The organism is Clostridiales bacterium FE2011 (assembly GCA_017569305.1).
Lineage (GTDB): Bacteria > Bacillota > Clostridia > Christensenellales > Aristaeellaceae > Aristaeella.
Genome location: CP069418.1, coordinates 1,837,912 through 1,860,397 on the forward strand (window position 1 = coordinate 1,837,912; position 22,486 = coordinate 1,860,397).

Here is a 22,486-nt window from a genome sequence, read left to right on the forward strand (position 1 = left end):
CTGAGCATCAGGCAGCGGTCTTGTATTCAGGGCAGCTTCATCAGTTTACAGTTTTCAATGCCCGCGCTCCAGAACTGAGCCCTGGGCAGCTGCCGGATCTGGCAGACAATGCTGGAGTTCATCGCGCCGTGGCCGACGATCAGGACGTCCTTTCCTTCCTTCAGCAGCGGTTCTGCTTTTTCCCGCAGGAATTTGCCGGTCCGCGCAAAGAGATCATCCAGGCTTTCGCCGGCACCTGGCTGAGCAACATACTGTTCCGGATGAAAAAAGAGCTCGTTGACCGGGCAGTCCGGAATACTGAAGCTGTTTTCAATTCCTTCAAAACAACCGAAGCTCATCTCCATCAGCCGGTCATCCGTCAGGATGGGAATGTTCCGGTCCCGGAGCAGGATCTCAGCCGTTTCTTTTGCCCGGATGAGAGGGGAGCAGAAACAGATGTCAAAATGAACATCCCGGTATTCCTTCCGGGCAGTTTCGGCCATCTGCCGCCCCTCTTCGTTGAGGGGGATGTCGGTACGGCCCTGCAGTTTATGCCGGACGTTCCAGTCGGTCTTTCCGTGCCGGATGATATACAGCATGGCTTTTTCTGCTCCTTTGATCCGGCGGAATGAATCGGATGCCGGCATACTCCGAACCTGCGGCCGGTTCGGCCGGGTTCAGCCGTCATCATATCAGAAATAACGGCTTTCAGTCAAAAAAAATCCGGGGAAAGATCGCGGAAGGGAACAGGAAATAAAAATATAAATATTTCTATTTTTATGGATACTGTACCCCGGACAAAGGAAATCCGGGATGAAAGCGCAAAAAACGCAAACGATCTCAGGAAGCAGTCGATGATAACAATATGATAATATGAAGGAACTGTACCAAAACAGGGTGAAAACCGGGTTGCAGGAAACCGGGAACCTTTTGATACGAACAATTTGCGAACATAATGTATGTACAAATAATCTTGTTGACAGGCCTTTGGAGTGATTGTATAATCGCAACAGATGACAAAATAACGACAATTAATAACAAAACCAGCTTGAGTAATAACCGCCGGACTGGCTTTATTTCAATAACAAAATGATAATATGCAAACGTTTGTTCTGACCGTTGTGTCATAACATAAAGAAAAGGAGGGTAACCCGAAATGAAAAAAATCCTGTCCCTGATCCTTGCGCTTGCGCTTGTGCTGAGCATGACCGCGATTGCCGGCGCTGAAGACGTGAAGGATCTCCCCCGCAACGAAACCCTGTACTTTGCCGGACAGCAGTGGGGCTCCGTGAACAGCTGGAACGTGATCGGAACCAACCAGAACAACTCCATGGCAATTGCAGGCGGTGCTTCCGGCTACCGTACGCTGGTGTATGAAACGCTGTACATGTACAACTTCATGAATGGCGAGCTGGTCGGCCTGCTGGCGAATAACGACTACGCCTGGAATGATGACATGACCGCGATTACGCTGACGATCAAAGACGCTGCCAAGTGGTCTGACGGCACTCCCGTCACTGCCGCTGACGTGGTTCGCACCTTTGATATCGGCGTGCAGATCGGCAACGGCACCGGCACTGGTTTCAAGGCCTACATCGCCAGCATCGAAGCTGTTGATGAAAAGTCCCTGAAGATCAATGCCGCTGTGAATGAAGAAGGAAAGCCCGTGAACCCCCTGAAGGTGCTGGACTTCCTGACCGGCACTCCTATCGCGCAGGCCGCCTGGATCGACAAGCTGGTGGAACGCTGCGAAAATGACTCCGTGAAGATCCTGAACGATCCTGGTGATGACTTCGTCTGGTCCGGCCCCTACACCAAGCTGTATACCGACGATCAGAAAGTGGTTCTGATCCGTGATGATAACTACTGGGGACAGGATGCTTCCATGTGGGGCAAGCTGCCCGTGCCGAAGTACATCGCCCATGCGATTTACGCCGACAACCCTGCCGGTGAGAACGCGCTGAAGGCCGGTGAAGTCGATGTCTGCCAGCAGTTCATTGGCAACGTGCAGAACCTGTGGCTGGAAGACGGACTGCCGATTTCCACCTACTATGAAGATGCGCCCTATGGCGTGTGCCTGACCATGCCCACTGCGTGGTACAACTTCAACCTCCCCGTGCTGGCTGAGAACCCTGCCCTGCGCAAGGCCATCGCCATCGCTGTGGACTATGACACCATTATCGCCAACGCCATGACCAACCAGAGCCCGTCCTTCGCCGCCGTGCCGCGTTCCCTGATGAACCCCACCGAAGGCGAACAGGCGCTGTATGATCATGAAGCCGTGAAGGACCTGCAGTGGGCCGGCATGGACATCGAAGGTGCCAATAAGCTGCTGGACGATGCCGGACTGCTGGATACCGACGGAGACGGATTCCGTGAGTTCAATGGTGAGAAGATCTCCCTGAACGCGGTATGCCCCAACGGCTGGACTGACTGGCAGGCTTCCATGGAAGTTGTGGCTGCTGCCGGCGCCAAGATCGGCTTGGATATCACCACGCTGTATCCTGAATGGGATATCTACCAGACCGTATTCACCAACCCCAACCAGAAGGAATATGCCATTTACATGTGGTCTCCTGAGGCTGCTTCTCCCTCCAACCCCTGGACCCGCGCGAACCAGTTCATGGGCAGCGAGTTTGTGGGCGTTGAGAACAACTGGAGCGGTAACTGGGGTCAGTATGTGAACGCAGAAGCCGACGCGCTGCTGAAGAAGATCCCGCTGACCACGGATACTGAGGAACTGAAGGGCCTGTACACCGAGCTGACCAAGATCTACCTGACTGAAGTTCCTTCCTTCTCCCTGATGTATCGTCCTTCCCTGTTCCACGCTGTCAATGAGAGCGTATGGACCAACTTCCCCTCCGGAGAGGACGGCCGTAACATTCCTCCGGCTGACTGCACAGACGGTTACGGAATCGCTGCGCTGTATGACCTGGAGCTGGTCAATCCTTAATCTGTGATTGATTGGAATCAGCTGCTGATTAAGAGTTGACGGAGGCGGCCATGCTTCGTCTTAACGGGGCATGGCCGTTTTCCTTACGGCATCATACCAGAGCACTGAAAGCGCGGAATGCTCCGGTGTGATGCCGTGACCCAGATTGGTATTCAGAACAACCGAATGGGAGGAATGCCTGATGAAAGGCTACCGCAAGTATTTCGGAAAGAAGCTTTTATGGTTTGTGATTACCCTGATTGTCGCCGTGATCCTGAACTTTGTGCTGCCGCGGCTGATGCCGGCGGACCCGGTGTCCGCCATTACCGGTAAAATGGCCCAGGGCATGACGGACGCGAGTGCCGTGCAGGAGATCTACAAACGATACGAAGCGGAATTCGGCACAAACAAACCGATTGTGGAACAGTTCTTTATTTTCGTCGGGAACCTGTTCAAGGGAGATCTGGGAACGTCCTTCAGCCAGTATCCCCGGAAGGTGAGCGACATCATCAGCTCCGCAATCGGATGGACCATCTGCCTGCAGCTTCCGGCAATCATTGTGGGCTGGCTGCTGGGCAACCTGCTGGGCGCGCTGGCAGCGTACATCCGCAAAGGCTTTGACAAGGTGCTGATGCCGGTATCGCTGTTCCTGAGCAATGTACCTGCTTTCGGCATGGCGGTCATCCTGCTGGTCCTGTTCGGCGTGACCTGGAAGATTGCGCCGATTTCCGGCGGTTATGCTTTTGATATGATTCCCAATTTCAGCTGGAAATTTATCAAATCAGTTATTGCCCATTACCAGCTGCCCTTCTGGTCCATTGTTCTGGTATCCATCGGCGGACAGGCGGTAGGCATGCGTTCCATGTCCATCTACGAACTGAACGCGGACTATGTCAAATATGCCCGGTTCCTGGGAATCAAGGACCGCAAAATCGTCGGTTATGTGTTCCGGAACGCCATGCTGCCCCAGGTGACCGGCCTGGCGCTGAGCATCGGCACCATGATCGGCGGCGCGCTGGTTGCGGAAATTATTTTCAGTTATCCCGGCCTGGGCAGTACCATGTATTCCGCTGTCACGGCGGCGGATTATCCGCTGATTTCCGCGACGACCCTGATCATTACCATTATGGTGCTGCTGGTCACGTTCCTGCTGGACATCATCTACGGTTTCATCGATCCGCGGGTCAAGGCCGCTCAGTTCGATGCGTAACAGAGGAGGCGGAAAATTATGAAGAATACAATCAGGCAGGTTTTCCACTCTTCCAAATTTGTCACAGGTTTTGTGATCTTTGTGATCATTCTGCTGACGATGCTGATCTATCCCCTGATCAATCCCGGCAATCCCCTGGAGATGATCGGCGTGGGAACCTTCGCAAAGCCGGGTACCTATGTATCCCTGTATGACGCTGCGCGGACTTCCACCGAAACGCTGCGTCTCGCGGACGCGGATGAAAAGAGGCTGAACCAGCTGCTGAGCGATTCGGACCGGATCAGTATGGTGGACTGGTTCTCCGCGATGGGGATTGATATCAGCGGCCTGGATATCAGCGATACGGATGCCCTGCTGGATCTGTGGAAGGCCAATTACACCCCGGAAAGCAAGCCTAAGGGAATGACCCAGGCGAAGCGGAATTACTACAAGCGGCTGAACAACGCTATTAAGGAAATCAGCGCATCTGATACCCTGGTCATCACGGACAGGCATGCGGAAACCGGCGACCTGGAAGAGATCGGCAGCATCACCAAAACGGACTATGTGAATGTGGGACAGGTGGCCAACGTCAAGAGCCTTCCGCTGGGAACGGACAATTTCGGGCGGGACGTACTCAAGGAACTGGTTTCGGCTGCCGGAACCTCCATTGTGATCGGTATGATCGCGGGGATCGTGGCCACGCTCATCGGCCTGACCCTGGGCCTGCTGAGCGGTTATGTGGGCGGACTTGTGGATGACCTGATCATGTTTGTGACGAATATCTTCACGGTGATTCCCGGCTTTGTCCTGCTGATCCTGATCAGCTACTCCATCGGCCAGGAGCAGCGCGGCGCCACGGTGGTGGCTATGGTGATCGGCTTTACCAGCTGGACCTGGACGGCGCGTTCCGTCCGTTCCCAGGTGATCTCGCTGCGAAACCGGGACCACGTGAACCTGTCCAAGTTATCGGGACACAGCCTGGTGAGGATTATCCTGACGGATATCCTGCCATACATTGCCAGCTATGTGGTGATGGCCTTCATCCTGCAGGTTTCTTCCGGCATCCTGGCGGAAGCGCAGCTGTCCCTGCTGGGCCTGGGACCGAAGACGACCACAACGCCGACGCTGGGTCTGATGATGAACTGGGCGATGCTCTACTCCGCACATACCAATGGCTCCTGGTGGGCGTATTTCCCCGTGATCCTGACCATCACCTGCATTTCATTCTCCCTGAACCTGATGAATACGGGTCTGGATCAGGTCTTCAACCCCACGCTGAGAGACTAAGGAGGACATCATGGGAAAAGTGATTTTGGAAGTAAGAAATCTGAAAACGAAATACATTACCCGGTTCCACGAGGATGTATATGCCGTGGATGGAGTGTCCTTCACAATCGAAGAGGGAAAGAGCCTGGGCATTGCCGGTGAATCCGGCTGCGGCAAGTCCACCCTGGCGCTGAGCATGATGGGATATTATTTCCCGCCGCTGCACTATATCAGCGGGGATATTATCATTGACGGAAAGAATATATCCGGAATGGATCCGGACGCTGTCCGGAAAACGATCCTGGGAACGGAGATTGCCTATATTCCCCAGGCGGCCATGAACGCGCTGAATCCGACCCAGAAGATTATCAAATTCGTGACGGACGTGATCCGGGCGCATGAGCCCAAAGCGGACAAAAAAGAAATCCGGGCTCGGGCGGAAGCCCGCTTTGCCGAACTTGGCCTGCCGAAAGACGTGCTGGACAAGCACGCGGTGGAACTGTCCGGCGGCATGAAGCAGCGGACGGTCATCGCCGTTTCCACCATTTTGTCCCCCAAGGTGCTGATCGCGGACGAGCCGTCCAGCGCGCTGGACGTGACCAGCCAGAAGATGGTTATCAAAATGATGCGCGACCTGATGGATAAGGGATATATCAAGTCCATGCTGTTCATCACGCATGAACTGCCCCTGCTTTACAATGTGACGGATGACATCATGGTCATGTATGCCGGCCAGATTGTGGAAAAGGGAACGGCCCATGAGATGGTATTTGATCCGGTGCATCCCTATTCCCATGGCCTGATGGGCTCCATTCTCGTTCCTGAGGAGGGAACCCGGGGAACCAAGCTGACCGCTATTCCGGGTACGCCGCCCAACCTGAAGAAACCGCCGCAGGGCTGCCGCTTTGCGGAACGCTGCAAATACGCGAAACCGGAGTGCAGGTATTCCAGCATTCCCGAGCGCGCGTTTGAGGAAGGGCGTATGTACCGCTGCCTGATGGGAGTGGACGAACTGAAGGAGGAATACAGCCATGAGTGAAACGAATTCCCAGAACGTGAAGGATTTCACTGATGCGCCGCTGTGCCTGTCCGGCCGGGGAGTGACAAAGGTCTTTGGCATAGGGGAAAAGAGAAAAACCGCCGTGGACCATGTGGATTTTGATTTCCATGAGGGAGAGTTTGTCTCCATCGTGGGCGAATCCGGCAGCGGCAAAACCACGCTGTCCAAAATGCTGCTGGGACTGCTCAATGTGACGGAAGGGGAAATCTTCTTCAGGGGGAAACCCCGGGATATCAGTTCCGGCAGGAAAAAGAGGGAATACTGGAAGGGCATCCAGGCGATCTTCCAGGACCCGTTCTCCAGCTATAATGTTTTCCATAAGATCGATTCGGTGCTGCTGGACTGTATCAATATGCGGGGCGGAAAGCACCTGTCGAAAGAGAAAAAGACAGAGCTGATGACGGAGGCCTGCAGCTTTGTGAACCTGAAGTTTGCCGAGCTGACAAACAAATATCCGTTTGAACTTTCCGGAGGCCAGATGCAGCGTCTGATGATCGCCCGGATCTTCCTGCTGAAGCCGAAAATCCTGCTGGCGGATGAGCCGACCTCCATGATTGACGCCTGCTCCCGTGCCACGATTCTGGATATGCTCCTGAAGCTCCGGGATGAAACGGGAATGACGGTAATCTTCATTACCCATGATATCGGCCTGGCTTACTACATTTCCGATTCGGTCTATATCATGGAGCATGGAAAGTTTGTGGAGTATGGAAAGCCTGACAAGGTAATGCTGGATCCGGAGGCGCCCTACACGAAACGCCTGATTTCGGATGTGCCGAAGATCCATGAACCCTGGGACCTGAGCACGGTGGAACTGCTGAAGAATGAATAAAGAATGAGGTGGATTATGAACATTCAGGAGATACGAAAACTGATCGGCCAGATGACGCTGGAGGAAAAAGCGGGGCTTCTGTCCGGAGATGATTTCTGGCATACGAAAGCGGTGGAACGGCTCGGTGTTCCGCGCTCCATGGTCAGCGACGGCCCCCACGGCCTGCGCAAGCAGGATGAGGAAGGCGATCACCTGGGGATTAATGACAGTATCAAGGCGGTTTGTTTCCCTGCTGCCAGCGCAACGGCGGCGTCCTTTGATCCGGACCTGATCCGGAAGATGGGCGAATCCCTGGGCGAGGCCTGCCAGCATGAAAAACTGAGCGTCCTCCTGGGACCGGCGGTGAACATCAAGCGCAGTCCGCTGTGCGGCCGGAATTTTGAGTATTTCTCCGAGGATCCCTATCTGACCGGTGTGATGGCTACCGCCCTGATCAAGGGAATTCAGAGTAAAAATGTAGGCACCAGTATCAAGCATTTTGCCCTGAACAACCAGGAGCACCGGCGGATGAGCAGTTCCTCCGACTGTGACGAGCGGACGATCCGGGAGATTTATTTCCCTGCCTTTGAGATGGCGGTGAAGGAAGCCCAGCCTTGGACGGTCATGTGTTCCTACAACCGGATCAACGGAGTGTATGCTTCAGAGAATCCCTGGCTGCTGACGGATGTGCTCCGGAAGGAGTGGGGATTTGAAGGCTATGTGGTCAGCGACTGGGGCGCGGTGAGCGACCGGGTGGCCGGTGTGGCTGCGGGACTGGACCTGGAGATGCCTTCTTCCGGAGGGATCAACGACCGGAAGGTCGTGGAAGCCGTCAGGGCCGGGAAACTGGATGAAAAGCTGGTGGACCAGGCCTGTGAGCGGATCCTGAACATTGTATACCGGTACCTGGAAAACGCGAAACCGGATACGCCCTGGGACAAGGAAGCCCAGCATCTGCAGTCCGCAGAAGTTGCGGCGGAGTGCATGGTCCTGCTGAAAAATGAGGACGGCATCCTGCCACTGGACAAGGAAGATGAAGTTGCCTTCATCGGTGAATTTGCCGCAAAGCCCCGTTTCCAGGGCGGCGGCAGCAGTCACATCAACAGCTTCCGGACAACCAGCGCTGTTGACGCGGCGCAGGGACTGAAGGTGATCTATGCCAGGGGCTATGACGTGGCTGCAGATGACGCCCCGGCGGAAATGATTGCCGAAGCGGTTGCTGCGGCCAGGAAGGCCCAAACGGCAGTTGTTTTTGCCGGCCTGCCGGACGCGTATGAATCCGAAGGCTATGACCGGACTCACATGCGTATGCCTGAGAGCCAGAACCGCCTGATTGAAGCGGTGGCAGAGGCAAATCCCAATACTGTGGTGGTCCTGCACAATGGTTCTCCGGTGGAAATGCCCTGGATCGGCAAGGTGAAGGCTGTGCTGGAAGCTTACCTGGGCGGACAGGCGGTGGGACTGGCGGAAGTGAAGGTACTCTTCGGCGACGTGAACCCAAGCGGCCATCTGCCGGAAAGTTTCCCGATCAAGCTGGAAGACAATCCGAGCTACCTGTTCTTTGGCGGCGAACCCCGCGGAACGGAGTACCGGGAAGGTATTTTTGTGGGTTACCGGTATTATGATAAAAAGAAAATGGATGTGCTGTTCCCGTTTGGCCACGGCCTGAGCTACACCACTTTTGAGTACAGCAATCTGAAGCTGAGCGCGGAGGCCATTAAGGATACGGATACGGTAATCGCGACAGTGACCGTGAAAAACACCGGCAAACGGGCAGGAAAAACGGTGGTTCAGCTGTATGTGGGCGACACGGAAGGCTTTGTGAACGCGGTCCGTCCGGTCCGTGAACTCCGGGCGTTCCGGAAGGTTGAACTTCAGCCCGGGGAAAGCCGGGAGGTATCCTTTACGCTCGGCAAGCGGGCCTTTGCGTACTGGAATACGCAGATCCATGACTGGTATGTGGAGACCGGGGACTTTTCTGTGGAAGTGGGCGACAGCGTGGCAAACCTGCCGCTGAAGGCAACGGTAAAGGTGGAATCCACGACTGTCCTGCCGAAACACTTTGATCTGGACAGCATTTATATGGATATCCTGGCGGACCCGAAGGGCCGGGAAGTGATGGGTGCGTTTATCAAGAAGGCCTTCGCAGCCTTCGGGTCGGATCAGGAAGCAGCTTCCGAAGCTGCCGGTGAAGCAATCTCGGAAGATATGAACGCGGCCATGATGAATTATATGCCGATCCGCGGCGCCCTCAGTTTCGGCGGAGGGATGATCACGGAGGAGACCATGGCTGAACTGCTGCGTAAGATCAATGAATGAACGGAACCGGGATGAAAAAAGGGGCAGCGGATGATCCGCTGCCCCGATTCAAAGCCGGTCTGTTTCCCTTCCGGGAGATCAGTGCTTTCTGTTCTTCCGGCTGAAGAGCCGGCTCAGCCAGCCGGTCGCCGTCATACCGCTGTTCATCGGATTGCGAAGCTCGGAAGCGCCTGTATCCTCAGCCATCAGGGTGGCAATATTCATGAACACATTGTTGCTGTACATCATCAATCTGTTTTCCTCCTTTGGGTTGGTTTTCCTGCTGACCGGGCGGCTGCCCTGTCAGTGTTGCCATCATAACAGACACAGAGACGGAAAAAACAGTAAAATGATCATATAAATAACAATATGATTTGGCATAATGATCCATATTGTTTTGCCAGAATGATACAACTCGGAAGGAGAAAAGCGGATGAGCTGGACGAAAGAGGAACGTCCCTACGGGGTGCTGATCCATAATCCGGGAGGCAGGGATCTCGGTATTGCCGGGGATGTGCAGATTCTGGAAGAGGGCGGATACGCGTTCAAGGACCTGGCACGGACCGGCCGGCTCCTGCCTTACGAGGACTGGCGGCTGCCTCCGGAAACCCGTGCGGCAGACCTGGCGGAACGACTGAGCCGGGAAGAGATTGCCGGCCTGATGCTTTATTCCTCCCATCAGCTTGTTCCTTTTATCGGAACGGGACCTTTCAGCGACACTTACGGCGGTGAACCCTTTGATCCGGAAAAGCATGATGAAGCTGCCCTGACGGACGGGCAGCTGCGGTTCCTGAAACAGGACCATATCCGGCATGTGCTGCAGATGAAGGTAAAGAACGCCCGGGTTTCAGCCCGGTGGAGCAATCATCTGCAGGCGGTTTGCGAAGCGGAGCCCTGGGGGATTCCTGTGAATATTTCCACCGATCCGCGGCACGGTGCCGCGGCTTCCGATGCGGAATTCCGTACCGCCGGCAGCGATGTGAGCAAGTGGCCGGAGGGCATCGGCATGGCGGCAGCGGGGGATCCTGAGCTGGTGAGGCGCTTTGCCCGGGTGGCGGCGAAGGAATACCGTGCACTGGGGATTACCACGGCGCTTGGACCGCAGATTGACCTGTCCACGGAACCTCGGTGGATGCGCCTGGAGGATACGCTGGGCAGCGATCCGGAGAAGGTTATTCCGCTGGTGAAGGCATATTGTGACGGGATGCAGACAACGGAAGGCAGCCCGGATGGCTGGGGAATGGACAGTGTGATCACCATGGTCAAGCACTGGCCGGGCGGCGGCACCGGAGAAGGAGGCAGAGATGCACATTATCCCTATGGCTGTTTCGCGGTTTATCCCGCAGGGCAGTTTGAACAGCACCTGCGTCCCTTTACAGAAGGCGCGTTCCGGCTGGACGGCCCCACCGGGTCAGCCGGCGCGGTGATGCCTTACTATACGGTCAGCTGGCTGGAGGGGCATGAAAAAACCGGAAACAGTTATAACGAATATATCCTGAAAGAACTGCTCCGGGGAAAATACGCCTACGACGGCGTGGTCTGCACAGACTGGGGAATTACCGGAGATCCGGATCCTGCGATAGACAGCTTCGGAAGCAGGTGTTACGGCGCGAATGAAATGACTGAGGCTGAGCGCCACCTGAAAATTATCCTCAACGGGGTTGACCAGTTTGGCGGCAACAACCGGGCGGAACCGGTGCTGGAAGCCTGGAAGATCGGTGAGGAACGGTACGGCGCGGAGTTCATGGACAGGCGGATGCGGCTCAGTGCCCGGCGGCTGCTGACCGGAATGTTCCGGGTAGGGCTGTTTGAGAATCCCTATCTGGATCCGGAGAAAAGCGAGCGTATTGTCGGCTGTGCCGCATTTGTGAAAGAGGGCTTGGCGGCCCAGGCGCGCAGCGTTGTGCTGCTGCGCAGGGGTGCGCTGCCTTTACGGGAGGGAATCCGGGTATGGATTCCCCGGCGGACGGTTCTGGCCCACAAGGATTTTGTGCGCCGCATGACGCCGGAGACGATAACGGATCCGCTGTCCGGAACGGACTGCGGTTCCTGGTGCCTCCGGGCGGACACGCCGGAGGAAGCAGACGCTGCGATCGTTTTTATGGAAAGCCCGCTGTCCGATCCCTATGATCCGGAAGACCGGGCCGGGGGCGGAAACGGCTACCGGCCTCTGATGCTGCAATACCGGCCGTACAGGGCGGCGGAAGCACGGGCGGAGAGTATTGCGGGTGGGGATTTCCGGGAAGGCTTTTTCAACCGGAGCTACCGGGGCAAACAGAACCGCTGCTGCAACGAGGGTGACCTGGACAACCTGCGGAATGCCCGGGAACGGATGGGCAGCAAGCCGGTCGTAGCCTGCGTGCGCATGCATAATCCGACGGTGCCTGTAGAATGGGAACAGTATGCGGACAGTATCCTGGTATATTTTAATACCGGCATTCCGGTGCTGATGGATATCCTGTTCGGCAGGCGGAAGGCAGGGGGAAGGCTTCCCTATAACCTGCCGGAATCCATGGCGGCAGTGGAAAGACACGGCGAGGATGATATCAGGGGGCCGGAACCCTATCGGTGCCAGGACGGAACGGTGTATGAGACGGGATACAGCGCGGCAGAGGGAGCGGTGAAAGGAAATGAAGAAAATCCCTGATCCGGAAAAGCAGCTGGCCTATATAGCCTATGTCAACCGGGAAAATGAGTTCCGGCATCACGGATATGATGAGGAAGTCAGGCAGTATCTGATGATGCAAAGCGGTGAGCCGGAGGCTGTGGAGGAAAGCCAGCGAATGATGAGACGGGCCATGGGCGCGGAACTGAGTACAGATTCTCTGAGGAATGCGCAGTATTTGTTTGTGGCCAATATCACCCTGGCAACCCGGTTTGCCATTGAAGGCGGCATGGATTCGGAAACAGCCTATAACGCCAGTGATATGTATATCCGGAAACTGGATCAGTGCCGGACGGAAGAGGAAGTCATGGAACTGCACCGGGAAATGTACACGTTCTTCACAACGAAAATGGCGGGACTGAAGACGGAAACGGTATATACCCGCGCGGTGGCGGAGGGAATCAGCTATATTGAATCAAATCTGCACCTGCCGCTTCGCATCGATGACGTGGCGGAACATGTAAACCTGAGTCCCGGCTATTTTTCCGCGTTGTTTCACCGGGAGACCGGAAGCACCTTTTCCGACTATGTGCTCCGCCGCCGGATAGAGACGGCGCGGAATATGCTGCGCTATTCGGATTACACATCCACCGAAATCAGCGAGATCCTGGCTTTCAGCAGCCAGAGCTATTTTATCCGCTGCTTCCGGAACGCTGCCGGGATTACGCCGGCTGAATATCGCCGCCGGTATTATGCAAAAGCGATGAAAGCGGCGGACGGCATACCGGAACAGGATGGCCGGGACGGGGAAGGCGCCGACGCGTGGCATCCGGGCTCATACCCCACAAACAAAAGATCTGACAAACAGGAGGAGACTCTATGAAGAAGTTGTCACTGAACGGAGAATGGCTGCTTTCCATTCCGGGAAGCCGGTTCCCCGAAACAAAGGCGGTTGTTCCCGGATCGGTTTATCATGACCTGCTGACGGCAGGATTAATTCAGGATCCGTTTGACCGGGACAATGAGGATGAAGCGCTGAAGATCATGGAATGTGATTTTATCTACAGCCGTGATTTTAACGTTTCTGCGGAATTGCTGGACTGCGACTCTGTGATTCTTCGCTGCGACGGACTGGATACGCTGGCGTCGGTTGATATCAATGGGAAGCCGGCCGGGAAAGCGGATAACATGCACCGGACCTGGGAATTTGATGTGAAGGCGCTGCTGAAGGAAGGAACCAACAGCATCCGGGTCACTTTGGCTTCGCCCACGAAATATATCCGGGAGGCCTATGAAAAGAAGCCGCTGGAGGGATCCTCTGATGCGATGCGGGGCTTTCCGTATCTGCGAAAAGCGCATTGCATGTTCGGCTGGGACTGGGGTCCCCACCTGCCTGATGCCGGGATCTGGCGGGATATCGGGCTGACAGGCGTGAACAAGGCAAGGCTGAGGGATGTGTATATCAGCCAGGACCATGAACCGGGCCGGGTCACCCTGAAGGTGAAGTCCCGCACAGACCGGGTTACGGACGGGGCAGTCAGGATTGCCGTTGCCGTAAAAACACCGGACGGCCGGACGGTTTCCGCGGAAGGGGCGGACAGTGTTCTGACGATTGAAAATCCGCAGCTCTGGTGGCCGGCCGGCTACGGCGGGCAGCCGCTCTATTCCGTGGAGGTGACGCTGTTGGACGAAAAAGAGATCCTGGACATCTGGACAGGACGGATCGGCCTGCGCACGCTGACGATCCGCCGGGAAAAGGATGAATGGGGAGAAAGCTTCTGCCACTGTGTGAACGGGGTGGATATCTTTGCCATGGGTGCGGACTATATCCCGGAGGATAACCTGCTGCCCCGGGTGAACCGGGAGCGCACACGCCGCCTGCTGGAGGACGCGAGGGCAGCCAATATGAACACGATCCGCGTCTGGGGCGGCGGCTATTATCCGGATGACTTTTTCTATGACCTGTGCGATGAACTGGGCCTGCTGGTCTGGCAGGATTTCATGTTTGCCTGCGCGGCCTACGACCTGACGGAAGCTTTTGAGGAAAACATCTGCGCGGAGTTCCGGGACAATATCCGGCGGCTGCGGCACCATGCCTCCCTGGCCCTGTGGTGCGGCAATAATGAGATTGAATCCTTTGTGCCGATGGGGATCTGGGTTAAGGAACAGAGGCTGATTGCGGATTATATCAAACTGTATGAATATATCCTGCCGAAGATTGTGAAGGAGGAGGATCCGGAAACATTTTACTGGCCGTCCAGTCCCTCTTCGGGAGGAAGCTTTGACGACCCCGGGGACGAGAACCGCGGCGACTGCCATTACTGGGCAGTCTGGCATGGTCTGAAGCCGTTTACGGATTACCGGAACCATCTCTTCCGTTATACGAGTGAGTTCGGTTTCCAGTCTTTTCCCTGTATGGCAACCATTGAGAGCTTTACGCGGCCGGAGGACCGGAATGTTTTTTCCTATATAATGGAAAAGCATCAGCGGAACGCGAGCGCCAACGGTAAAATTGCGGAGTACCTGTCCCAGACTTACCTCTATCCTTCTTCCTTTGACCTGTTTGTTTACGCGTCACAGCTGCTGCAGGCCCAGGCTATGCAGTACGGCGTTGAACACTGGCGGAGGCATCGGGGACACTGCATGGGGGCGCTGGTATGGCAGCTGAATGACTGCTGGCCGGTAACCAGCTGGGCGAGTATTGACTATTACGGACGCTGGAAAGCGCTGCATTATTATGAGAAGCGTTTCTTTGCGCCAGTGCTGGTTTCCTGTGAGGAAGAGGGTACGCTGACCCAGGAAACCAATGTGAACGCGGAGCCCTGGCGTCCGCTGAAAAAATCGGCCCGCCTGAATGTTTCCAATGAAACCCGGGAGGAATTCAGCGGACGGGTTTGCTGGAGCCTACGGGCCCCGGACGCGTCCGTGCTTCAGGAAGGATGTTTCCCGGTGAAGGTTCCGCCGCTGTCGGCCCTCTGGCTGGACAAACTGGATTTCAGCGACCGGGATGTGCATGACTGTTATTTCGCCTATACCCTGGAAGGAGAAAACGGTATGCCTGCAGGCGGAGGAACGGTGCTCTTCTGTGCGCCGAAACACTTCCGGTTTGCGGATCCGGAGCTGGAAGCGCACCTGGAAGGGAAGGAGATTGTCGTCAGTGCAAAGGCCTATGCCCGGAGCGTTGAAATCCAGTGCGGCCCGGACGTTGTGCTGGAGGATAATTTCTTTGATATGAACGCGGGCGTCCGGAAAATCGGCGTGGTGCGCGGAAAGGCGGAGAAGATATCCGTCCGAAGCGCGTATGATATCCGCTAAACAGGCCTCCTGCGGAGAGGAACGGGCGGCTCATGAGGAAAAACCCGTGCTGAAAGGAATACAATATATTGTGGTTCGGGCAGAATCCCGGAGTGTACAACTCCGGGATTTTCTGTGCTGTCAACGGATTTCAGGGATCAAAACAATACAAAACCAAAAAAAAACACACAATTTTGCAAAAAAATCACACAATTAACAAACGTTGGTTTACAAAGGGTGATAACGATACCGTAAACTCCCGAAACATGGTCAAAAAGGGGGAGAATGCCCACAAAATCAACATTTTGTGGTTGCAAAAAAAAAAGAAGGGGGTTATACTGTTTCTCGCTTGAGAAATGGTAACGATGATTACCCAATATTGTCGATAACAGTGAGGAATCGCTGTTGGAGAATATGCGGCAATGCCGCGAAATAAAAAGGAGGATACCCGTTATGAAAAAGGCCCTTTCCCTGGTTCTGGCCCTGGCTCTGCTTCTGTCTGTGACCGCCGCGTTCGCAGAGAAGACTCAGCTGACCCTGTGGTCCATCGCTGTTGAAGGCGATGCCAACCGTGCTGCCTACCTGGCCGCTATCGAAGAGTTCAACAAGACCAACGAAGATTATGAACTCGTGATGGAAGCTACCGAAAACGAAGCTTACAAGACCAAGATCAAGGCTGCTATGTCCGCTGGCGAAGATCTGCCGGACATCTTCTTCACCTGGTCCATGTCCTTCCTGGGCGATTTCGTTGATGCCGGTCGTGTTTACAACCTCGATGGCATCCTGCCCGAGTACAAGGAAGAGCTGACCGACACCATGCTGGCCAACACCACCTACAATGGCGAGCACTATGGTGTGCCGCTCACCATGAACGTTGTTACCCTGTTCGCCAACATGGACCTGATCAAGTCCGTTGGTTATGACGCTGTTCCCGAGACCTTCGAAGGCCTGATGGAACTGTGCGCCAAGCTGAAGGAAGCTGGTATTGTTCCCTTCGGCGTTGCCGGTAAGGAAAACTGGTGCCTGTCCGAGTACACCGAGCCCCTCCTGGTCAAGACCATCGGCGCTGATGGCCTGAAGGCTTGCTACGAAGGCAAGGCCGCCTGGAATCAGGAAGGCGTTGTTACAGCCATGAAAGCTTTCGAACAGCTGAAGGAATACTTCGATCCCAACGCTGCCGCTCTGGGCAACGAAGAAGTGAAGCAGAACTTCATCGCTGGCAAGACCGCTTTCTATCAGAATGGTTCCTGGAACTGCGGCGACATCGCCAAGGCTGCCAACTTCGAAGTGGCTGCCCTCGCGTTCCCCACTGTTGCTGAAGGCGCTGATCTGTATCAGTTCGTCGGCGGCCCCAACGACACGCTGGCTGTTACCGCTACCGCCAAGGATCCTGAGCTGTGCGCCAAGATCGCTTTCGACCTGGGCCGTATCATCGCTCGCGAAGGCAACCTGAACGGTGCCGGTCTGCCTGCCTGGGCCGTGAACTATGACACCTCTTCCTGCAACAAGCTGAGCAATCAGGTTGCTGACATGCTGGGCAAGTCCACCGGACTGGTCCTCTTCGGCGACAACTTCCTGAGCGCTGACGCTGCGAACACCTATCTGGACTTCATCGCCCAGCTGTTCGCCGGTGACATCGATGCCCAGGGCTTCGCTGATGGCCTGGCCGAAGCTTTCCCGGTAGCTGAATAAGCGAAAGCAAAAGTCATAGAAACTTGGGAGACGGTCCCACGAGGGGTTCCACCCCGGAAGGGGCCGTCTCCTTCTTTTCTGAAGGGAATCAGATATGAGAAGAACGCTTGGTTATAAGGTTAATATCCTGCTGTTCCTGCTGCCAGCGCTGTTCCTCTTTGTCGCTGTGCTGATTGCGCCAATCGCGATGTCAGCCTACTACAGCTTCATGAACTGGAACGGCCTGAAAACGCCGGAATTTATCGGTTTCAAGAACTATGTGGAATTGTTTACGAGCAATTCCATCAGCTTTGTGAGGGCACTGAAGAACGCCTTGCTGCTGGCGGCTTTCTCAACCTTCATCCAGCTGCCTTTCGCGCTGTGGCTGGCATTGAAAATTGCCAAGGGAATCCGTGGAGAGCGGGCTTTCCTTTCCATTTACTTTATGCCGGTTCTGATTTCTACCGTGGTTATCGGTCAGCTGTGGCTGAAGATTTATAACCCGGAATACGGCGTGCTGAACGTGGCGCTGCGAGCGCTGGGGTTGGACAGCTGGACGCGAATATGGCTTGGAGATAAGAACGTTGCCCTTGGCGCGGCTTTTGTGCCGGTACTGTGGCAGTATGTGGGTTATCATATGCTGCTGATGTATGCGGGTATCAAGAGCGTTCCGCCGGAGCTGCGGGAAGCCGGTATGCTGGATGGCTGTACGGAGTGGCAGCTGAACCGCTATATTGTTATTCCGTATATCAAGCCCATCCTGCGGATCAGCGTGATTTTCGCGGTTACGGGTTCATTGAAGTCGTTTGACCTGATCTACGTTCTGACGAACGGCGGTCCGGTTCACGCGACGGAAGTGCCGAGTACCCTGATGATCAACCTGCTGTTCCTGCGCAACCGCTACGGCATGGGCAGTACGATCGCTGTGATGCTGATCATCCTGTGCTTCTTCTTTGCGGTGCTGATTAACATGGCGTTCAGAAAGGAGAAGGTCGTATGAGTACAGTTTCTGAACCCAGAATCGGACGTGCAAGTACAGCCGGTAATAAACTTACCGTATCCAAGGTGCTGGTTTATGTTATCCTGATCATCTGGGCGCTGACCTGCATTTTCCCGGTTTACTGGATGCTTACCTTCTCCCTGAAGAACAATGCCGAAATCTTCGGTGCGAATGTTATCGGTATTCCCCAGGAATGGGTGTGGGACAACTATACCCAGGCGCTGACCACCACCGGTAACATGGGCCGGTACTTCCTGAACAGCTTTACCATCGCTGTTGCGACGATTGTCATTACGCTTGTCGCGTCCGCCATGGCAACCTACGCCATGACACGAATGGTCTGGAAGGGCCGGGAGTCAATGAACAAGTTCTTCATGCTTGGACTGACGATCCCGATCCACGCTGCCATCGTTCCGCTGTATGTGGTGCTGGGCAAGGCTCACATGCTGAATTCCTATGCCGCCCTGATCATCCCGTATTCAGCCTTCTCGCTGGCCATGGGTATCCTGATCTGTACCGGTTTCATGGGAGATATCCCCTATGACCTGGATGAGGCCGCCTTCCTGGACGGCTGCGGCGTATGGGGTATTTTCGGCAAGGTGATTGCGCCCCTGATGGTTCCCGCTGTTGCGACGGTTGGTATTTATACCTTCCTGCAGTGCTGGAACGAGCTGATGTTCGCGACGGTCTTCAACAGCAAGGAAGCATTCAAGACCCTGCCCGTCGGTGTACAGGGCCTGGTCGGCCAGTACTCCACTAAGTGGGGCCCCATTGGTGCCGCTTTGTCAATCGCCACGCTGCCGACGCTGCTGGTTTACATCTTCCTGAGCAAGCGGATTCAGGAAAGTTTTATCGCAGGCGCGGTCAAAGGCTGACAAAGAAGCGGTTTTATCCGACAAGATCTGTGACAAACCTCTGGAAACAGGGGTTTGTTTTTTTGTTGCCTGAAAAGGCGAAGACGCGGAAAGAAAAGATTCCTGACCGGGTGGGGAGGGACGGATAAAAATGTACAGGATTAATTGGCCAAATTCTATTGACAAGAATTGATCATTCAGATAGAATCAACATGTCATCGGGAACGTTTTCAACAACCATTAATAACAAACAATACAAAAACAACACAAAAAAATCACAATATTTGAAAAGGAGATTAAAACGGCGGAGATCCGTTTTAACAGGCAGTCATTGACTGTCAAATAATGAAGGAGGGTTTTATCCCATGAAGAAACTGATTGCTATCGTGCTGACACTGGCACTGATGATGACTGCCGTTTCTGCGCTGGCCGATATCGTAATCGTCCAGAACAAGGTGGAAATCACCTCCCAGATGGAAGACTTTGCCAAGCTGTATGAAGAGAAGACCGGCGTTCCGGTGAAGGTTATCACCGGCGGCGGATCCTCCGACTACAACACCGTGCTGAAGGCTGAAATGCAGTCCGGCCGGGAGCCTGACATCTTCGTCATCGAAGGCCCCAGCAGCTATGAGCTGTGGAAGGACAAGATCGCGGATCAGACCGGTGCGGAATGGACCCAGTACACCGCTGCCGCCTACATGGTGGACGGCAAGGCTGTGGGCTTCCCGGTGGCTGTTGAAGGCTACGGACTGGCTTACAACAAGAGCATCCTGGACAAGGCCGGCATCGATCCCGCTACCCTGACCACCTATGATGCCTATGCTGCCGCCTTTGAGAAGCTGGACAGCATGAAGGCTGAACTGGGTCTGGACATGGTCGTTTCCATGGTGGCCGGCACCACCACCGGCATGACCTGGGTAACCGGCCTGCACAACTTCAACGTCTACCTGACCGTGGGCAATGAACGGAATGACACCACCTACATCGACCAGGTGCTGGAAGGCAAGGTGGATGAGGAACGGTTCCATCAGTACTGCCAGTATGTGGCGCTGATCTTCAAGTACAGCGATCCCGACATGCTGCTGAACGGCACCCAGGACAGCCAGCTGGCCGCTTTCGCCAACGGCAAGGCTGCCTTCTATCATCAGGGCAACTGGATGGATCCGTCCCTGGTAGCGCTGAATCCCGATTTCGAAATCGCCTACGCGCCTCACGCTTTCCTGCATGAGGAAACCGACGGCATCCTGGTCAATCCGCCTTCCTGGTATGTGATCAACGAGAACGGAAACAAGGATGAAGCCCTGGCTTACCTGAACTTCCTGGCCACCTCCGAAGAGGGCGCTGACTACATGGTGAACAAAGCGGCCATGGTGCCTGCCTTCACCAATATTACCCTGGCTCCCTCCGCTCCGCTGTCCAAGTCCGTCATGGAATGGAACGCGGCCGGCAAGACCTATGACTGGCAGCAGTACAAACTGCCCGACGGCTTCGGCATGGGCACCCTGGGCCAGATCTATGAGCTGCTGGCTTCCGGCGCGATTGACGTGGACACCTTCGAGGCTATGATGAAGGAAGCGATCGCGGGCATCGCCAAGTAATCCAGAATCTTTCCCCGGGGATGGTTCCGGAGGTTTTCCGGGCCATCCCTTTTTTCAGCAGCATCCTGACGGCGGATAAGCTGCTTATCCATTATTCATAATACGGGAGGGATTCCATGACCAGCAGACAAAAACGGAAGCTGACAGAATTCCTGTTCCTGCTTCCCACGCTGATCGCCTTTCTGATGGTGATCATCATTCCCTTCATTTTCGGTATCTATTATTCCTTTACCGACTGGCAGGGCACCGGCGCGGTGAACCGGGTTGTCGGATTTGAAAACTATAAGGCGATCTTCCAGGATCCTGGTTTTCTCCATTCCTTCCTGGTGACGCTGCTCTTCACGGTGCTGAACATCATTACGGTGAATGTGGTGGCGTTCCTTATCTCCCTGCTGGTGACAAGTGAGATCCGGGGTCGGAACGTTTACCGGGCGGGCTTCTTCGTACCGAACCTGATCGGCGGTATCGTGCTCGGCCTGGTATGGCAGTTCATTTTCTCCAACATCCTGCCCTCCGTCGGACAGACGCTGGGGCTGCCGACGCTGAGTAAATCCCTGATATCCAACAAGGATACGGTCATGATTACCCTGGTTACGGTGAACACCTGGCAGTACGCCGGCTATATCATGCTGATCTATGTGGCTTCCATCCAGGGAATCTCCAAGTCGGTTATGGAAGCGGCGGAAGTGGATGGCGCACGGTACTGGACAAGGGTGGGGAAGATCCAGATTCCGCTGATGGCGAACGCGTTCACCATCTCCCTGTTCCTGACCCTGACCAACTCCTTCAAGATGTACGACGTGAACGTGGCCCTGACAAACGGCGGCCCGGTGTCCATCTTCATGATGAAACCGGTGCAGGCCTCCGAGCTGCTGGCGCTGAACATCTACAACACTGCGTTCAAGTATAACAACATGGCGCAGGGCCAGGCCAAGGCTGTGATCTTCTTCATTGTGCTGACGATCTTCTCTGTGATCCAGGTCACCTGGAACAAGAGCAAGGAGGTGGAGGCATAATGGCAAAGCAGGCTGCTGCCCCCATCGAGAGGATGGCGGGTTATAAACCCCATAACGGCCGCAGGATCGCGCTTGAAATTGTGACCCTGATCCTCTTTATCCTCTTCATGATGCCCTTCGTCATCGTGGTGTTCAACTCCATGCGGACGAACCAGGACATTATCAACGCGCCGGTCGGCGTTCCGACGGATGTTGCCCAGCTTGGACGGAACGTCGCGGAGATCTGGAACAACCCGAACTTCAACTTCCTGTCCGCCCTGCGGGATTCTGTGATCATCACGGTGATTTCCCTCGCGGTGATCTCCATTTTCTCCTCCATGGCGGCATGGGTGCTGGTGCGGAACAAGACCAAGTGGTCCAACCTGCTCTTCATGAGCTATGTGGCGGCCATGGTTATTCCGTTCCAGGTGGTTATGTTCCCCCTGCTGACCTGGTTCAAGAGCGTGGGCGATTTCCTGGGTATTCCGATGCTCCGCTCCTATCAGGGTATCATCTTCGCCTACCTGGGATTCGGCGAAGCCATGTCGATCTTCATCTTCCACGGTTTCATCAAGGGTGTGCCGCTGGAACTGGAAGAGGCGGCCGACATCGACGGCTGCTCCCGGGCGGGAACCTTCTTCCGGATCGTGCTTCCGCTGCTCCAGCCTGTGTTCGTGACCGTGCTGGTGCTCAACGGCCTGTGGATCTGGAACGACTACCTGCTGCCGCTGCTGGTGCTGGGTGCCAGCGGCAACATCCGGACCATCCCCCTGGCGGTACAGGGATTCAACGGCGCCTACGTGAAACAGTGGCACCTGATCATGACGTCGACGCTGCTGGCCATGCTGCCGATCGTGATCCTGTACCTCTTCGCCCAGAAGTATATTGTGCAGGGCATGGTGGACGGCTCCATCAAGTAATCTCCGGTCTT

17 protein-coding genes are annotated in these 22,486 nt (G+C 55.2%); 15 read left to right on the forward strand and 2 right to left on the reverse strand.

Translation table 11 applies throughout. The features are described from left to right. Positions 1 to 26: 26 nt before the first annotated feature. Positions 27 to 578 (reverse strand): histidine phosphatase family protein, encoded by a 552-nt coding sequence (locus JRC49_08345; GenBank protein ID QTE72846.1) that lies wholly within the window; start codon positions 576 to 578, stop codon positions 27 to 29. Positions 579 to 1,135: 557 nt separating this feature from the next. Between JRC49_08345 and JRC49_08350 the strand changes: the two genes are divergently transcribed. From JRC49_08350 to JRC49_08375, 6 genes are all read left to right on the forward strand, one after another. Next, positions 1,136 to 2,932 (forward strand): ABC transporter substrate-binding protein, encoded by a 1,797-nt coding sequence (locus tag JRC49_08350; protein ID QTE69825.1) that lies wholly within the window; start codon positions 1,136 to 1,138, stop codon positions 2,930 to 2,932. Between the two features lie 181 nt (positions 2,933 to 3,113). Then, positions 3,114 to 4,121, forward strand: a complete 1,008-nt coding sequence (locus tag JRC49_08355) for an ABC transporter permease (protein QTE69826.1) — start codon at positions 3,114 to 3,116, stop codon at positions 4,119 to 4,121. A gap of 18 nt (positions 4,122 to 4,139) precedes the next feature. Continuing rightward, positions 4,140 to 5,390, forward strand: coding sequence for an ABC transporter permease (locus JRC49_08360; GenBank protein ID QTE69827.1), 1,251 nt, complete (start codon positions 4,140 to 4,142; stop codon positions 5,388 to 5,390). A 10-nt stretch (positions 5,391 to 5,400) separates the two neighbouring features. Further along, positions 5,401 to 6,408, forward strand: a complete 1,008-nt coding sequence (locus JRC49_08365; protein ID QTE69828.1) for an ABC transporter ATP-binding protein — start codon at positions 5,401 to 5,403, stop codon at positions 6,406 to 6,408. Continuing rightward, positions 6,401 to 7,261 (forward strand): ABC transporter ATP-binding protein, encoded by an 861-nt coding sequence (locus tag JRC49_08370; protein ID QTE69829.1) that lies wholly within the window; start codon positions 6,401 to 6,403, stop codon positions 7,259 to 7,261. The genes JRC49_08365 and JRC49_08370 overlap by 8 nt, the downstream gene beginning before the upstream one ends. A 15-nt stretch (positions 7,262 to 7,276) precedes the next feature. After that, positions 7,277 to 9,559, forward strand: a complete 2,283-nt coding sequence (locus tag JRC49_08375) for a glycoside hydrolase family 3 C-terminal domain-containing protein (GenBank protein ID QTE69830.1) — start codon at positions 7,277 to 7,279, stop codon at positions 9,557 to 9,559. Positions 9,560 to 9,637: 78 nt separating this feature from the next. Here JRC49_08375 and JRC49_08380 read toward each other — a convergent pair whose 3' ends face one another. Further along, positions 9,638 to 9,787 (reverse strand): hypothetical protein, encoded by a 150-nt coding sequence (locus JRC49_08380; GenBank protein ID QTE69831.1) that lies wholly within the window; start codon positions 9,785 to 9,787, stop codon positions 9,638 to 9,640. A 184-nt stretch (positions 9,788 to 9,971) separates the two neighbouring features. Between JRC49_08380 and JRC49_08385 the strand changes: the two genes are divergently transcribed. The 9 genes from JRC49_08385 to JRC49_08425 all read left to right on the forward strand — a co-directional run bounded on the left by JRC49_08385 (position 9,972) and on the right by JRC49_08425 (position 22,475). Then, entirely contained in the window at positions 9,972 to 12,185 is a 2,214-nt protein-coding gene (locus tag JRC49_08385; GenBank protein ID QTE69832.1) for a glycoside hydrolase family 3 protein, read from the forward strand. Further along, the gene (locus tag JRC49_08390) at positions 12,169 to 13,026 is read left to right on the forward strand and encodes a helix-turn-helix domain-containing protein (protein QTE69833.1); all 858 of its coding nucleotides are present in this window, start codon (positions 12,169 to 12,171) and stop codon (positions 13,024 to 13,026) included. Before JRC49_08385 ends, JRC49_08390 begins: the two co-directional genes overlap by 17 nt. Beyond that, positions 13,023 to 15,458 (forward strand): glycoside hydrolase family 2 protein, encoded by a 2,436-nt coding sequence (locus tag JRC49_08395; protein QTE69834.1) that lies wholly within the window; start codon positions 13,023 to 13,025, stop codon positions 15,456 to 15,458. The genes JRC49_08390 and JRC49_08395 overlap by 4 nt, the downstream gene beginning before the upstream one ends. Before the next feature lie 432 nt (positions 15,459 to 15,890). Continuing rightward, on the forward strand, positions 15,891 to 17,129 hold the full coding sequence (locus JRC49_08400; protein ID QTE69835.1) for an extracellular solute-binding protein: 1,239 nt from the start codon (positions 15,891 to 15,893) through the stop codon (positions 17,127 to 17,129). A gap of 94 nt (positions 17,130 to 17,223) precedes the next feature. Further along, on the forward strand, positions 17,224 to 18,108 hold the full coding sequence (locus JRC49_08405; GenBank protein QTE69836.1) for a sugar ABC transporter permease: 885 nt from the start codon (positions 17,224 to 17,226) through the stop codon (positions 18,106 to 18,108). Then, positions 18,105 to 18,983 carry a carbohydrate ABC transporter permease gene (locus JRC49_08410; GenBank protein QTE69837.1) on the forward strand — a complete coding sequence of 293 codons (879 nt, stop codon included), beginning with the start codon at positions 18,105 to 18,107 and terminating at the stop codon, positions 18,981 to 18,983. Before JRC49_08405 ends, JRC49_08410 begins: the two co-directional genes overlap by 4 nt. A gap of 344 nt (positions 18,984 to 19,327) precedes the next feature. After that, on the forward strand, positions 19,328 to 20,560 hold the full coding sequence (locus JRC49_08415) for an extracellular solute-binding protein (protein QTE69838.1): 1,233 nt from the start codon (positions 19,328 to 19,330) through the stop codon (positions 20,558 to 20,560). Positions 20,561 to 20,676: 116 nt separating this feature from the next. Further along, complete coding sequence (locus tag JRC49_08420; protein QTE69839.1) at positions 20,677 to 21,576, forward strand: sugar ABC transporter permease; 900 nt, start codon at positions 20,677 to 20,679, stop codon at positions 21,574 to 21,576. Between the two features lie 32 nt (positions 21,577 to 21,608). Continuing rightward, positions 21,609 to 22,475 (forward strand): carbohydrate ABC transporter permease, encoded by an 867-nt coding sequence (locus tag JRC49_08425; protein ID QTE72847.1) that lies wholly within the window; start codon positions 21,609 to 21,611, stop codon positions 22,473 to 22,475. Positions 22,476 to 22,486 lie beyond the last annotated feature (11 nt).